Origin of the sequence: Opitutus terrae PB90-1 (genome assembly GCF_000019965.1) — a bacterium.
GTDB lineage: Bacteria > Verrucomicrobiota > Verrucomicrobiia > Opitutales > Opitutaceae > Opitutus > Opitutus terrae.
Genome location: NC_010571.1, coordinates 2,255,341 through 2,270,185, shown reverse-complemented (window position 1 = coordinate 2,270,185; position 14,845 = coordinate 2,255,341). Strand labels below are relative to the sequence as shown.

The window sequence follows — 14,845 nt, the reverse complement described above, 5'->3', positions numbered from 1 at the left end:
GCCATCACCGACAACTCACATGAACAAGATTCCTGCCTTCTTCGCGGCCTGCATCATGGCGTTCGGTGCCTGCCTCGCTGCACCGGCGACCCCGGATGTCTCGAATCGCCCCGCGGTTTCCACCTCGCTGCGGCTCGAGTTTGCCCGCTATCTCGGCGGCACGGGCGAGGACCGCGCGCACGGGCTGGCCGTCGATCCGGCGGGAAACATTTATTTGACGGCGCCGATCGATTCGAAGGATTTCCCCACGACGCCCGACGCACTGAGCCGGACTCCGAGTGGTCTCTATTTCGCCCAGCTCGGTCCGACGGGCACGCTGCTCTATTCGACCTATCTCGGCGCGGCGGGTGGAATCAACTACGTGCATGGCGTCGCCCTCGATCGCGACGGCTGCATCTACCTGGCGGGCAACACCACCAACCCGTCATTTCTCACGACTCCCGGTGCGTTCCAGACGACCTTCCGCGGTCCCGGCGACGGGCACCACGGCGACGCATTCGTCATCAAACTCAGCCCTGCGGGTGATCGCGTGATCTACGCGACCTTGCTCGGCGGCACGAGCCGCGACATGGCGGGCAAGATCGCCGTGGATGATGCCGGCCACGCCTACGTTCTCGGCAGCACGTCATCGCCGGATTTCCCGGTGACTGCCGGCGCGTTTCAGACCGCCTTCAAGGGAGGCGAAGCCACACCCGCTGCGCGCGGGGATGTATTTGTTGCGAAACTCAGCCCCGATGGCAGGGAGCTCGTCTACTGCACGCTGGTCGGCGGCAATGGAATCGACCAGCACGGCGGGAACCTGCTGCTCGACGTGACCGGCAGCGTCGCCTTTGCCGTCACGACCACCTCCACGGATTTCCCGACGAGCGCGAATGCGTTCGCCCCATCGTTCCGCGGCGGCGCGGGCGAGCGCGGCGGAGGCGACGCCGTCGTCGTGAAGCTGAATCCCACCGGCACGGCGCTGGAGTATGCCTCTTACCTCGGCGGCAGCGGCGTCGAATATGGCAACCACGTCGCGCTGGATTCCGCCGGCAACCTCTGGCTGACGGGCGAGACGTCGTCCGATGATTTTCCCACGACTGAGCACGCCTACTCGCGCACCCCGCGAGGCGGCTCCGATGTCTTTTTCGCCCGGCTCGACCCGCGGAGCGGTGCACTGCTTTACGCTTCGCTGCTCGGCGGCAGCAAGCCCGACCGGAATCCCGCTCTCGCCGTCGACTCCGCAGGGCGGCTGGTCCTCGTCGGCCGGACCGAATCGGCTGATTTTCCCACGACCGCCGACGCTCCCTTCAGGATCTTGCAGGGGCCGACGGATCTGTTCGTGGCACTGTTCGATCCCGCCACGAATTCGCTCCGCTCCTCGACCCTGCTCGGCGGCAGCGGTCACGAAGTTCCCGGCCCGGTGGTAATCGCGAACGGCGCCGTGTATCTGGCCGGCAACACCACGTCCGTCGACTTCCCGGTCACGCCCGGCGCCGGCGACACCACCTACCAGGGCGGGAAGAGCGAATGGGGCGGCGACGCCTTCGTCGCGCGTTTCGCGCTGCCGGCAATCCACCGCAGCGTTGACTCGGCGTCCATGCCCACCCGCGCCGTGTTGAGCGCGCCCGCGACAGATGCAATGGCCAAGCGCGCTGACTCCTTCGTCTGTGACTATCTCGGTGAGTCCCCGCCGAGCGACGAGCCCGTCGTGTTTGGTCGCGGCACGGTGTCGGTCGAAGACAAGAACACCCACGCGGTGCAGTTTTCGCCCGACGGCCGCCGGCTGATCTTCTCACGTTACCCCGACCGTACCTCCTACGAGATGCGCCGTGGGACCGAGGGATGGTCGCAGCCAGCACCGACCCGTTTCACCGGCAAGGAGGTGTCGTTCGACGCCACCAAGCACCGGCTCTTCTACTACGACCGTGGCGGCGACTTGTTCTGGGTTCGCTACGATGATGCCGGGTTCTCCGAGCCGACGCCGCTCGGACCAACAATCAACACCCGCGAGACCGAGTATTATCCGTCGATCACCGCGCGTGGGAATCTCTACTTCTCGCGGAATGCCCGGTGGGACCAGGGCCGGCTGATGGTCGCCGCGCCCGCGGGAGACGGCTTCAACGTGCCCGTCGATCTGGGCGAGCGGGTGAATGCCGGCGGCGCCTCGCACGGGTTCGTGGCGCCGGACACGGTGAGTCCTGACGGGAAGTATCTTTTTTTCACGCGGCTGCCGCTCGAGCGGGGCGGCGCTGGCTTCGTTTACTGGGTCGCAACCGCAAGCATTCCTCTGCTGTGTGATCTCACCGCGTCCTCTTCAAAATGAAACGAAACTTCCGGATCACCCTCTTGGTCGCGTTGCTCGCCACCGGTGGGTTCGCCTCGACCGCGACGGATTCCCGCGCCGCCGAAATGTCGACGCCAGCGCCCACGGTCCCACTCGCCGTCGAAATCCAACTGCCGGTGCTCTCGGCTGCCTATCGCGAGGCCGTTCCTGCAGTGCGCGGACTCGCTCAGGCCGAGGCGATCGCGCAGCTCGAGGAATCGCTTTCACGGATCACCGCGCCCTACGAGCGTTACCAGCTCATCCTGTTCGAGCTGTCGTTCCGCTACGCCGCGCGCGCCGACTGGCCGGGACTTTTCACGTTGTTTCAACGCGCGCAGTCCGAGGGTCTTTTCTTTCCGCTGCAGCCCGGACCGCAGGCGCGGCCAGGCTACGTCGCCGAGCTCGCGAAGCTCGACGGCTTCGATGCGCTGCTCCGTGAAAACAATCGGCTCCGCGCGGAGGCGGAGAAAACTGCGCAGCTCGAATACGCCGTCGAAAAACCGGCTGGCTACAACCCCGCGCGGAAATATCCGCTCGTCATCGTCCTGCACGGCGGCGCCGGCTGCAGCGCGGCGATGGCCGAGCGCTGGCAGTCGCCGCGGCTGCGTTCCGATTGCCTCGTCGCCTTCATGCAGGGCAGCCTGCTCCGCGGCTCGTTCTCGCGCGCGTTTGCCGACGACGGCTTCGCTTCCCTCGTCTCCGCCTACGGACAGATTCTCGAACGCAATTCCGTCGACACGGATCGTGTGGTTTTGGCGGGCCAATCGAACGGCGGCAGAGCCTCAATCCAGCTCGTCGCCGGCAACCGGATTCCCGCGCGTGGGTTGATCCTCGCGTTTCCGACCAAGCCTGGCGATCTCGCCGAGCCGTCGCTGCGCAACGCCGCCGCGCGCGGCGTCCGCGCCGCATTCTTCTGCGGCGAGCAGGACGACGGCTTCGCGGGCCAACAGGAGATGCGCACGCTCTTCGAACGCGCCGCGGTGCCCACGCTCTTCCGCTCCTTCCCGGATATGGGCCACGAGTTGCCGGATCATTTTCCCGAGCGGATCGACGAAGCGCTGGCGTTTCTCCTCGAACCCTCGCGCTGAATGCATGCGTTCCGCGTCGCGCTCGCCGCCTTCGTCGCCACCCTCGTCCCCGCGCGCCGCGCCGCCAAGGTCGACCCCATTGCATCGCTGCGGGCAGAGTAATAAACCCATCCGCCATGACATCGATGTGCCTTGAAAACGCGCCACGCTGTTTGGCCCGCCTGACGTGCGCGGCCGGACTCGCCGCTTCGCTCCTCGCCCTGTCGAGCCTGACAGCGGTCACCGCCGCGACGGAAGCCGGGCCGCCCCACGCGGTCGACCGTTCCTCCGGCAGCGAATCCCTGGCGCGTGCGCTTCTCCGGGAGCTGGTGGAGATCGACACCACCCCAGCCCACGGCTGCACGAAAGCAGCCGAGGCCACGTCTACGCGTCTCCGCGACGGCGGGTTCGCCGATGCCGAGGTTCAGTTGCTTGGCTCGCGGCCGGATCGCCAGAACCTCGTGGTGCGCGTGAGGGGAAGCGGAACGGACAAGCCCATCCTGTTCATTGCGCACCTGGATGTGGTCGATGCCCCACGCGAAGGCTGGCATTCCGATCCGTTCCGATTGACCGAGCGCGACGGTTACTTTTATGGGCGCGGCGTGGGCGATAACAAATCCGCCGCAGCCCAACTCGTCGCGAATCTCATTCGCCTCCGCACCGAGCGCTTCACGCCCGGTCGCGACCTGATCGTGGCGTTGACCGCCGATGAGGAAGCCGGCCCCGCCAACGGGCTTCTCTGGCTGCTGGCGAACCGGTCCGACCTGATGGACGTGGCGTATTGCCTGAATCTGGATGCCGGCGGTGGCTACATGGAAAAAGGCAAACGCCGGCGCCTCACCGTGCAGACCAGCGAGAAGACTTATCTCAGCTTCCGCCTCCGCACGCAGGGCGAGGGCGGCCACAGCTCGCTGCCAACGACGGACAATCCGATCTATCGGCTGGCGGCCGGGCTCACGCGCATTGCGAGCCACTCGTTTCCATTCCGTTTCAACGAAACCACGCGGGAATACTTCCGACGGATCGCCCTCACTGAGACCGGTGCCCGCGCCGATGATCTGAGAGCCGTCGCAAAGGATCCGCCCGATCTCGCGGCGGCCCAGCGGCTCGCCGCCAGCTCTGTTCTCTACAACTCGCTTCTTCACACCACGTGCGTGGCCACGCGTCTTTCGGCCGGACACGCCGACAACGCCCTGCCGCAATCCGCCGAGGCGATCCTGAATTGTCGTGTGTTTCCTGGGGACACGGCGGAGTTCGTCCGCCAGACGATCGAGGAGGTTCTCGCAGATCCGAAGATCGAGGTGATTCCACTCGGCTCGGGCCGGCCCAGCCCCGCCTCGCCGCTCGTCCCCGAAGTCTGGGCGGCGGTCGAAAAGCTGTCTCACGCGCGCTGGCCGGAGATTCCGGTGCTGCCGGTGATGGATCCCTGGTCGAGCGACTCCGCAAAACTCCGGCGGGCCGGAATCCCCACGCTCGGCGTCAACGGCACCTTCGGCGACATCGAACTCGGCAATCCCCACGGCGCAAACGAGCGCCTCTCGATCGCGGCCTTCGATGAAGGAACCGAGTTCCTCTACGAGTTGATGAAAATCCTCGCGAGGCCCGCAGCCGAGCGCAACTGAACCCAACGAAAACGCGTCGCTCGGGACCCGTGACCTGAAACACGCGATCGACCGCAAAGGGAAAACCCGAAATGAAAAATTCTGCCCACGTTCTCATCCGCTTGTTCCTGCTCGCGCTCGTGCCGGCCCTGGCGGCGGGCTCCGACGCTCCCGTCATCGGCATCGGACACAAGCATACGATCGAGTCACCGCGCCTGGGCGAGAACGTGGACCTCGTGGTGCATCTGCCGGCCGGTTACGGCGCGGGCACTCAGCGTTATCCGGTGCTGCTGTTCCTCGGCTCCGACGCGCGCGCGAAATTCACCCAAGCCGCCGGGACCTTGGACTGCATGACGGATGCCGGCCAGCTGCCGGCGTTCATTCTCGTCGGCCTCGATTTGCCGCGCGGCAACTTCGTGCTCGTTCCGCAGGAGAATCCCGGCGGCACGGCAAGCGCCGACCGGCACCTCGCCGCGCTCGCGGACGAGATCGTTCCTTTCGTCGACCGCACGTTTCGCACCAACGGCTACCGAATTCTTTACGGCGCGTCGAATAGCGGCGTGTTCGCCGTTTATGCGCTGCTATCCGGGAAACTGCCCGTGCAGGCGTATTTCGCCAGCAGCCCGATGCTGGGCTGGTGCCCCAAGCTCATCCGCGAAAAAACCGAGGCCGCGTGTGCCGCATCCGACCGCGCCCGGCAGTTTCTTTTCCTGATCGCGAGCGACGACGACTACGAGCGCGCCACGAACGAACTGCCCGGCTTCGCCGAGTTGCTGCGGCGCCGGTCACCCGGCTGGCTGCAGTGGAAACAGGCAACGCGCACCAACGAAGGCCACGTGCCGGAAATGGACGTGGCGTTAGGCTTGCGCGCCCTGTTTCCCGACTACAACCCGCCGCACGCACTGCTCACGCTGGCCGCGATGCGCGAACACTACGCCACCCTGAGTGAGCGCTACGGTTTCCGCCTGGAGGTGCCGGAGTCGCTGCTGTTCGACACCGGCTACAGCTGCGCCACGGCAGGCGGGCTCGAGGAGGCACAACGTCTGTTTGAATTCGGCACCAAACGCTACCCGGCCAGCGCCTTGCTGCATGCCGGCCTCGGCTTCGTGCACCAAAAGGCGGGGCGCCGCGACGCCGCGATCGCCGCGCTGAACAAAGCCCTGCAACTCGAACCCACCCATGGCTGGGCAAGCCGGATGCTCGCGGAGCTGCAGCCGCCGACGCGGTAGATCGGCCCGCCGCTGCGACGCGATTTGACGTGCCGCCGGGACTCGCTTTCTGAGGCAGCATCTCGCCCGCGGTGATCGCCTGCCGGCATGCGGCGCATGCCGCGGCCATCGACCCCTGTCTGTGCTGCCGGGACTGCACGCAGAGGCGCCGCGACGGGAGCACATTCGATGCTCCGGCTCGCGTTGCGTCGCACGAGGCTTCACTGTCGCAGCTCGCTGAGCGTCGCGTCCGGCTATTCGGACGCCCTGCGCGCGTGTGCACTCACGCCACGCGCGCTCTCCTTGACATGATCGCTGCCGATACTGCCCCTGCCCCTCGAATCGAAATCGTCGATGCCCTGCGTGGATTCGCGCTGATGGGCATTCTGCTCCTGCATTCCGGCGAGCACTTCGACTTCTACGTGTTTCCGCCCAACGAGCCCGGCTGGCTCCAGGTGCTCGATCGGCGCGTGTTTGCCACGGTGTCCTTTCTGTTTGCCGGAAAATCCTATGCGATCTTCGCGATGCTCTTCGGGCTGAGTTTTTTTATTCTGCTCGATCGGGCCGCCCGGCGCGGCGTCAATTTCCGCTGGCGGTTCCTCTGGCGGCTCACGGTCCTCGGCATTATCGGCTATGTTCATAGCATCCTGTATTGCGGCGACATTCTGACGATCCTCGCTGTGCTGGGGATCCCGCTCGTGTGGTTTTACGCGCTGAGCAACCGCACGCTCGCCTGGCTGTCCGCGGTGCTCCTGCTCCAGCTGCCGTTCCTCTGGCAGCTCGCCCGGATCTATTTCCAGCCCGGCTACGTGCTACCGCCGACACATTTCGGCGCCTACTACGGCGCGATCTACCCTGCGTTCGGCCAGGGCGGCATCCTGGACGTGTTTCGCGCCAACCTCGTCGATGGCCAACTCGCGAAATGGTGGTGGATGATCGACAATGGCCGCTGGCTCCAAATGGCCGCCCTCTTCGGCTGCGGCCTGATTCTGGGCCGGAAGCGCATCTTCGAAAATCCCCCGGCCTACGTGCGGCTGGCCTGGCAAGCGCTCGTCATCGGCGTCTTCGCCTTCGCGCTCACCTATTTTGTGCAGGAATACCTGCGCGTGGCCGTGCCGCGCGGTCCCGTCCGCCGCCTGGCCGTCACGACCATGGAATCCTACGTTCACCTCGCACAGATGCTGGTCTGGGTGGGCGGTTTCATTCTGCTTTATCACCATACGCGGCTGCGCGGGCTGCTGCGGCTGCTGATTCCGTTCGGACGGATGAGCCTCACCTGCTACGTCACGCAGGCGTTGTTCTGGGTCCCGGTTTACTACAACTTCGGGTTCGGGCTGTATCGTGAGCTCGGGCAGTTCTACAGCATTCTCGCCGGCGCGGGGTTTTTCGTGCTCCAGCTCGCCGCCGCCCATTGGTGGCTGCACCGCTTTCATTACGGTCCGCTCGAATGGCTGTGGCGCTCCGCCACCCTGGGCTCGTGGACCACGCCGCTCCGCCGACGGCCCGCCGTCGCCGCCGAACCCGTTCAGGCCGTCGCAAACTGCACCACGCTGTAGGAGCGCGCTGGCAGTTTGAACGTCATTTTCGCTCCGACCGCGGGCAGCTCCAGCGGTTGCGGAGCGACGAGCGTCGGTCGGTCGAAGGTGTTGGCCGCTTTGAGGTCGCCTCCAGTGAGCGTGAGCGCCGTCAGCACGCGGGCCGGAGTTGGATTCCGCCAGTCGACGACAAACTCGCGCTCGTTTTCGAGATCGCGATTAAGCAGGAACACGCTCGCACGCTGACGCGCCGCGTCGCAGGTCGCCACCACGTCGACGAACGGCACCTGATCCTCCCGCGCAAAATCCGCCCGCAACCCTTCCGCGTGAATCGGGTAGGTCTCTGCTTCCACCTCCAGGTCCAGCACACGTCCGTGCGCAAACTGCAGTGCCCACGCATACGGATAGTAGATACTCTGCCGCAGCACCGACGTCTCGTTGGTCACCAGCGGGGCGATCACGTTGACGATCTGCGCCAGGCAGCCGACGCGCACGCGGGCCGACTGGCGCAGCAACGTGTTCACGAAACCGCCGACGAGCAGTGCGTCCTCGAGATTGTAGACTTCCTCGAGCAATCGCGGCGCGAACTTGCCCTGGCCGTTCGCGAAAGCACCGCCGCGGGCGCGGTACCAGACGTTCCATTCGTCGAACGACAGCCACAGCCGCTTCGGCGAACGCTGCAGCCCCTGCACGTAGTCGCAGACCGCGGCGATCTCGTGAATCTGCCGCTCCATGTCGAGGTTCATGGCGAGATACCGCGCGCTGCTGCCGCCGGTCAGCGCCGCGGTGTTGCCATAGTAGTTGTGCAGCGAAATGCCATCGACCTGGTCATAGCACTCCTCGAGCACCTGCCGATCCCACTCGAGGTAGGTCGGCAAGATCGTGTTGCTTGAACCGCACGCGATGAGCTGCGCGTTGGGCGAAATCACACGGATTTGGCGCGCGGCGTCGCGAGCCTTCCGGCCGTATTCCGGAGCCGTGAGCCGGCCCATCTGCCAGGGGCCGTCCATCTCGTTGCCGAGGCACCAATACTTAACGTTGTGCGGCTGTTCGTAACCGTGCTGCCGCCGCAGGTCGCTCCACTTGGTGCCGCGCGCGACGTTGCAGTATTCGACATACGCCACCGCTTCCTCGGCCGAGCCCGTGCCGAGATTGAAGCCGAGCAGCGGCTCGGTGCCGACCAGCTTGCACCATTCCATGAACTCGTTCGTGCCAAATTGATTCGTCTCGAGCGAATTCCAGGCACGCTCCAGCACCGTGGGCCGCTGGTTCTTCGGCCCGACGCCGTCCTGCCAGTGATAACCCGAGACGAAGTTTCCTCCCGGATACCGCATGTTCGGCACGCCGAGTCCCTTCACCTCGGCAATCACGTCCCGCCGAAATCCGCTTTCGTCCGCCAGCGGCGAGCCCGGTTCGTAGACGCCGGTATAGACCGCGCGGCCAAGATGCTCGAGAAACGCGCCGAGCAACCGCCGGTCGAGCTGCGAGCGGATGTTCGCCTGATCGATCAGCGTGCGCGCGACGCGCGCCCGAGAATTCTGCGCATAACCGATGCTTCGCAGCCACGGCGCCGCCGTCAGCACGGCGCCCGACGTGACCAATTGCTTCACAAACTGCCTGCGACTCGTGATCTTCATGGGGCGGAAAGTGCGACGACGCGGACCGCATCCGTCGCAAGTTGGGGGTGGAACCAACAACGATGCGCGCGGCGGTGCTCCGGCAACCGCCGCGTCACAGGACCGTAACGGGCCGGCGCCGCCGCGCGATGCGCTGACGCCCGGCGTCGCCGTCCGCGATTCCGACCGCTCGTCGAACGTGCCGGCCCCCTGTCGAAACCCGACTGCTCGCCGCGCCGGGCTGCGCAGCATAGGGCTGTCGGCGATCTCCGCCGGCAACTGAACCCAAACCCCGCCATGAAAAGAAACCTGACCTGTTCGCTGCTCGTCGCCGCCGCACTTGCGGCCTCTCTGATTTCCGCCTCGGCCGGTGAAAAACCCGGGAAGATGAATTGCCCGATGGCCGACGCGAAAGCGAAGTGCAAGGTGCTCAAAGGCGTCGTCCACCTCCGCGACAACGACGTTCGTTTCGCGCGCAAGGGTGGCGGCATGGTCTTCGTCGATCCGACCGCCGGCCCCACGGATCCACTCGCGGTCAAAGCCGGTCTGGTGAAGCCCGATCTGATTCTGATCACCCATCCGCACGGTGATCATTTCCAGCCCGCGGTGCTGCAGGAATATCTCCAGGCCAACCCGCAGGTGATCCTCGCCGGGCCGGCCGAGGTGGTGAAGCTCGCCGCGGAGAAAGGCATTACCATGCAGACCGTCGCGACGAACCAGACCTACCAGCTCGCGGGCGTCGAGGTCAGCACGGTGCCGGCCTACTTTGAAAATCCGCAGGCGAAACATCCGCAGGCGGGCGGCTGGGTCGGCTACGTCCTCGCGCTGAACGGCGCGCGCTATTACGTAACCGGCGACACCGGCCCGGTTCCTGAAATGGCCGCGACGAAGGCGGACGTGATCTTCCCGCTGCTCTCCGGTTGCGGCGGCAACCTCCCGGATGCGGTGAAGATGGCTGAGCTCTCCGGCGCCAAGTTCGTCGTGCCGGTGCACACGAGCGGACAGGTCGAGACGATCAAAAAGTACGTCGGCCAGCTGCCCAAGGAAGTGATGAGCGCCTACTACCTCGACGCTCAGCTGAATCCGACGATCTAGTCCGGAAATTTCATGAACCGGAGTGAAGCTCCGCCCGAAATTTCCGTCCGCCTGCGGCGGAGTGACCTTGTCGCGGCTAGCCCCGACAGAGTCGGCCCCGAGGGCGGATACTTCACGAATTTCGTGAAATGTCCGGGCTAGCAGCGTTGAAAAAGGCAAGGTCCGACCGCGGGCCGGGCCGGCAAGGTCAACGAGCATCGAGGCAGGACTCGGCGCTCCCCAGCCGCTCGCGTTGCCTGCACGCGAGCGGCGCTTATCACGCGTCACGAGCCTTCATTGCCCGGCGAGCGGTCCGTACCTGAGAATCGCCTACGGTTCAGCGCCGGCCGCGACGCTGGCGGACGCGAGACCATACGCTCCACCCGCAGACCACGCAGCCAAGCACTCCGCCCGCCCAAGTCGCCGGCTCCGGCACCGGCCGCATCGACTCCGACATGGCATCACCGATTCTCCCGCGCAAAAATTCGCCGCCGATGAAGGCCACAATTTCTCCATCGATCACGGGAGACCAGCCAACGCCGCCGTCGAACCAATGCGTCCCCACACCGTTGGGTGTGTCGCTTTGAAAGGCATCGTGGGTCCACGCCACCCAAGGTATGCCGCCCACCTTGCCTGCGCCGACCAGGTCCACCGCGTGCCCTCCGCCGGCGTCCCAATAGATCACGAGCTCGACGTTCTCGTCGTCATCGACCTCGTTGATGATCCAGTCGAGCGTGCCGTCCCAACGCTTGATGATCAATTTGCCGACCAATTCGTTGGCGGGATCATCGAGGAAGCCCTTCTTCCCAGCGAACATCGCATCGGCTGACGCGACGGGATTGTGTGCCGGGCGATTCATCGCTTGGTCGAGTTTTCCCACCAGCGAATTGTCCCGGATTCCGGGCACGTTGTCGTATGGCACGGGGAGCCCCTGCGTGTCCTCCAGCCACTGGAGACTGTTGGCCACCGAGGCCGGCGCACACTGATTCGTATCCTGATCGACGGAGGGATGTCCGCTCTGCCAACGGCTGATCGTCTGGCCTCCGGGAGCCGGAGCCACGTCACTCGTATCGACGCGATACCCCGGCGCCGTGGCCCGTGGAGCGCCGATGCCCTGCGCATTGTAAGTCAGGGAAGTGAGCGCGAACGTGGTATTCGATCCACCGCTGAAGCTGGCGAGCGGTGTCGCCGAAAGGTCCGCGTGCAACTCGAGGTTTGCGACGCGCGTGCCCGGGGCGTTGCCCAGATCAAACATCGTGGAGAGGCCCGTGAGCCCACTGTTGCTTTCCACCGGCATGTTTCGCACCACCCAGCCCGAAGCGCTGCTGATGTTGAGATAGCCGGAGCTGAGGCCCGTGGCCGTGGTGAGAGCGGCGATATCCACCGCCGCCAGACCATAGCTCGAGTTCGACTGCGCTGCCCCGGTAAACGTCAGGTCGAGTTGGGAGAACTGCAGCCCCTCCTCCGACGAAATGGTGACAGCCTCTGCCCCGGGCGTCGTCACTGAGAGCATCACCACGATCAAACCCATCAAGCTTCTTGTTTTCATGGTTGGACCTTGCGGTTATTCGATCCCGAGGTGCTCGGGTCCCGGTACGATAGGTCGCCGCCCGTGGGACACGCGTTCGCCTCGGCGTTGAGATCGCGGCCTTCCGCTGATCATCAACTCACACGAACCGGTCGGCGGAATCCCGCGTCTCCGCTCTGCGCCCCGCGCCGACCGAGTTCAACCTTTCGCCCGGCGTTTTCCCCCGATCACGCCCTCAGCAGGACGCCGAGTTGCTTGTTTCCATGGTGGCGGCCAGTGAGCCGCGATGACGGAAGGAGCTTGAAACTATTCGGCTGCCGCCGGGTTTGTAGCGTCGCACCCTCCTCCCGCCGGCGCCGTCGGCCGGGATTTCCTGCCATGAATGATTTCCGTCACGCGCTGCGCCAGCTCGCCAAAGCCCCTGGCTTCACTGCCATCACCCTCCTGACGCTCGCGCTCTGCATCGGGGCCAACAGCGCGATCTTCTCCGTCGTCCACGCGGTGCTGCTGAAGCCCTATCCGTGGCGCGATTCCGACCGGCTCGTCTACGTCTACAATACCTACCCGCTGATGGGGCTGCCGGACGCGGGCGTTTCGATCCCGGACTACCTCGACCGGCACGAAGCCGTGCGCGGCTTCGCCGACAGCGCGATTTACCACTACGCGAGCTTCAATCTGGCGGATTCCGGCACAGCCGAGCGGGTGTCGGCCGTGCGCGCGAGTCCGTCGCTGTTCTCCACGTTGCAGAGCGGCGCCGCCTTGGGCCGTGTGTTCACGGATGAGGAAGCGCAACCGGGGCGCGACCGGGTCGTCGTGCTCAGCCACGCGTGCTGGCAAACGCGGTTTGCCGGCGACCCCGGCATCGTCGGGCACACCCTGCGGTTGAACGGCGAACCTTACACCGTCGTGGGCGTGATGCCGCGCGACTTTTACTTTCCGGCGCCGCGGATCCAGCTCTGGGTGCCGTTCGCGTTCACCCCGGAACAGCGCTCGGATCAGGAGCGCGGTCACGAGTTCTCGACGATGATTGCGCGACTTCGGCCGGACACGGACCTCGCCGCCATTCAGCGCGAGCTCGATGCCCTCCAGCGGCGCAACGCGGAGCGGCTGCCGGACTCCCGGCAGTTCTGGGAAACCAGTGGATTCGGCGGCCGCGTGACCGGCTTTCTCGCGCGCAATGTGCGGGACGTTCGCAGCATGTTGTGGCTGGTACAGGCCGGGGTCGCCGCCGCGCTGCTGATCGGCTGCGCGAACGTCGCGAGCCTGCTGCTCGCGCGTGCACTGGCGAGGGAACGGGAGCTCGCGATCCGGGCCGCGCTCGGCGCCGCCCGCAGCCGGCTGGTGCGGCTATTGTTGTCCGAAAGCCTCGTGCTTTTCCTTGTCGGCGGTGCCCTGGGATTGCTCGTGGCGCTGGGCGGCATCCGCGGGCTCAGCGCATTTGGGCTGACGCTCCTGCCGCGCGCTTACGGCGTGCAACTCGACCTCACGATCTTCGGGTTCACCCTGGCGTGCGCGCTGGCCACTGGGCTGGCGTTTGGCGCGATGCCGGCGTGGTCCGCCTCACGCGGTGAAGCCGCCGGCGCCTTGAAGGAAAGCGGCGAGCGCGCGAGTGGCGGCCGTCGCACGCAGCGACTTCGCGCCACCCTCGTCGTGGGCGAAATCGCCCTCGCCGTCATGCTGCTCGCCACCGCCAGCCTGCTGATCAAGAGCGTGCAGCGGCTCGAAGCGCAGAATCCCGGGTTCGTCGCGGAAAACGTGCTCAGCGCGAAGCTCACTCTCGCCGGCCCCGCTTACGAGGATCCCTCGCACCGCACCGCTGCTTGCGAGCGGCTGCTGGAGCAGGTGCGCCCGCTGCCCGGGGTGACGCGCGCCGCGATCACCAGCAGCCTGCCGTTCGGCGGCAGTTTTTCGCAGAGCTCCTACGACATCGACGGCTACACGCCGCCCGCCGGCCAGCCGAAGCCGCACGGATTCCGGATCAGCGTGACGCCCGACTACTTCGCCGCGCTGCAAATCCCGCTGCTCCGCGGGCGAACGTTCACGGCGCAGGATGACGCGCGAGCGAATCCGGTCGTCATCGTCGATCGCGTCATGGCCGACCGCTACTGGCCGGGCGAGGATCCGATCGATCGCGTGATCATTCGCGGCGGCGGGCCGGAACCCGTGCGTTGCACGGTGATTGGCGTCGTCGCGGCGGCGAAAAACCAGTCGCTGGAAAATCCCGTCTCGAAGGAAACGCTCTATTATCCGTTCGCCCAGCTGCCCGACGAATATGCGACGGTCGTCGTGAAAACCACGGTGGCGGCCGAGTCGCTGGTCGCACCGATCCGCGCCGCAATGGCGACCGTGGACCCGGCCCAGCCGCTCTATGACGTGAAGACACTCACCTCGCGGGTGGACGAGGCACTGCTGGCGAGGCGCGCACCGATGGCACTGCTGTCACTGTTCAGCGGGGTGGCCCTCCTGCTTGCTGCGCTCGGCGTTTATGGCGTGCTGGCCTTCGCCGTGGTGCAGCGCACCACGGAGTTTGGCATTCGGCTCGCCCTCGGCGCCACGCCGCGCGGCATCGCGTGGCTCGTGCTGCGGCAGGGCACGGTACTGGTGGCAGTTGGGGTGGCCGCCGGCCTTGCTGGCTATCTCGCGCTCAGCCGCGTGGTCGGACAGCTGCTATTCGGCGTCAGTCCGGCGGACCCGCTCGCACTCTCATTGGCGCCGCTCGTGCTCGCAGCCATCGCGCTTCTCGCCTGCGTGCTGCCGGCCCGGCGCGCGACGAAAGTCGACCCGATGGTGGCGCTCCGCGCGCAGTAAAGTGTCCGGGCCGCAGGTGTGGCACGGGCATCTTGCCCGTGGACTGCGTGCTGCGTTTCGCCAGCCCGGTCGCGATTTGAGTGCCGAGTTCGTCGAGCCGCTA

9 protein-coding genes are annotated in these 14,845 nt (G+C 66.0%); 7 read left to right on the top strand and 2 right to left on the bottom strand.

Annotated features, from left to right (window positions below; genetic code table 11):
- The first annotated feature begins 19 nt into the window (after positions 1-19).
- The 5 genes from OTER_RS09275 (at position 20) to OTER_RS09255 (ending at position 7,737) form a co-directional block, all read left to right on the top strand.
- Entirely contained in the window at positions 20-2,305 is a 2,286-nt protein-coding gene (locus tag OTER_RS09275; protein ID WP_012374643.1) for an SBBP repeat-containing protein, read from the top strand.
- On the top strand, positions 2,302-3,393 hold the full coding sequence (locus OTER_RS09270; protein WP_012374642.1) for an alpha/beta hydrolase: 1,092 nt from the start codon (positions 2,302-2,304) through the stop codon (positions 3,391-3,393). Before OTER_RS09275 ends, OTER_RS09270 begins: the two co-directional genes overlap by 4 nt.
- Before the next feature lie 125 nt (positions 3,394-3,518).
- Entirely contained in the window at positions 3,519-4,994 is a 1,476-nt protein-coding gene (locus OTER_RS09265; RefSeq protein WP_052300349.1) for a M20/M25/M40 family metallo-hydrolase, read from the top strand.
- Positions 4,995-5,065: 71 nt separating this feature from the next.
- Positions 5,066-6,202 carry an alpha/beta hydrolase-fold protein gene (locus OTER_RS09260; RefSeq protein WP_012374640.1) on the top strand — a complete coding sequence of 379 codons (1,137 nt, stop codon included), beginning with the start codon at positions 5,066-5,068 and terminating at the stop codon, positions 6,200-6,202.
- Between the two features lie 287 nt (positions 6,203-6,489).
- Complete coding sequence (locus tag OTER_RS09255; protein ID WP_012374639.1) at positions 6,490-7,737, top strand: DUF418 domain-containing protein; 1,248 nt, start codon at positions 6,490-6,492, stop codon at positions 7,735-7,737.
- Here the strand turns inward: OTER_RS09255 and OTER_RS09250 are convergent.
- Positions 7,707-9,353, bottom strand: a complete 1,647-nt coding sequence (locus OTER_RS09250; RefSeq protein WP_012374638.1) for an alpha-N-arabinofuranosidase — start codon at positions 9,351-9,353, stop codon at positions 7,707-7,709. The two genes, OTER_RS09255 and OTER_RS09250, sit on opposite strands and share 31 nt — an antisense overlap.
- A gap of 276 nt (positions 9,354-9,629) precedes the next feature.
- Here OTER_RS09250 and OTER_RS09245 point away from each other — a divergent pair, with 276 nt between their 5' ends.
- Positions 9,630-10,427, top strand: a complete 798-nt coding sequence (locus tag OTER_RS09245) for an MBL fold metallo-hydrolase (protein WP_012374637.1) — start codon at positions 9,630-9,632, stop codon at positions 10,425-10,427.
- A 316-nt stretch (positions 10,428-10,743) separates the two neighbouring features.
- On the opposite strand, the gene OTER_RS09240 is transcribed toward OTER_RS09245, so the two are convergent.
- Positions 10,744-11,955, bottom strand: a complete 1,212-nt coding sequence (locus tag OTER_RS09240) for a hypothetical protein (RefSeq protein ID WP_148218066.1) — start codon at positions 11,953-11,955, stop codon at positions 10,744-10,746.
- Between the two features lie 357 nt (positions 11,956-12,312).
- Here OTER_RS09240 and OTER_RS09235 point away from each other — a divergent pair, with 357 nt between their 5' ends.
- The gene (locus OTER_RS09235; protein WP_012374635.1) at positions 12,313-14,742 is read left to right on the top strand and encodes an ABC transporter permease; all 2,430 of its coding nucleotides are present in this window, start codon (positions 12,313-12,315) and stop codon (positions 14,740-14,742) included.
- The last annotated feature ends 103 nt before the right edge of the window (positions 14,743-14,845 follow it).

What these genes read in the sequence shown, in the direction of transcription:
- OTER_RS09275 (WP_012374643.1), top strand. Translation starts at nt 20, where the DNA reads ATGAACAAGATTCCTGCCTTCTTCGCGGCCTGCATCATGGCGTTCGGT.
- OTER_RS09270 (WP_012374642.1), top strand. Translation starts at nt 2,302, where the DNA reads ATGAAACGAAACTTCCGGATCACCCTCTTGGTCGCGTTGCTCGCCACC.
- OTER_RS09265 (WP_052300349.1), top strand. Translation starts at nt 3,519, where the DNA reads ATGTGCCTTGAAAACGCGCCACGCTGTTTGGCCCGCCTGACGTGCGCG.
- OTER_RS09260 (WP_012374640.1), top strand. Translation starts at nt 5,066, where the DNA reads ATGAAAAATTCTGCCCACGTTCTCATCCGCTTGTTCCTGCTCGCGCTC.
- OTER_RS09255 (WP_012374639.1), top strand. Translation starts at nt 6,490, where the DNA reads ATGATCGCTGCCGATACTGCCCCTGCCCCTCGAATCGAAATCGTCGAT.
- OTER_RS09250 (WP_012374638.1), bottom strand. Translation starts at nt 9,353, where the DNA reads ATGAAGATCACGAGTCGCAGGCAGTTTGTGAAGCAATTGGTCACGTCG.
- OTER_RS09245 (WP_012374637.1), top strand. Translation starts at nt 9,630, where the DNA reads ATGAAAAGAAACCTGACCTGTTCGCTGCTCGTCGCCGCCGCACTTGCG.
- OTER_RS09240 (WP_148218066.1), bottom strand. Translation starts at nt 11,955, where the DNA reads ATGAAAACAAGAAGCTTGATGGGTTTGATCGTGGTGATGCTCTCAGTG.
- OTER_RS09235 (WP_012374635.1), top strand. Translation starts at nt 12,313, where the DNA reads ATGAATGATTTCCGTCACGCGCTGCGCCAGCTCGCCAAAGCCCCTGGC.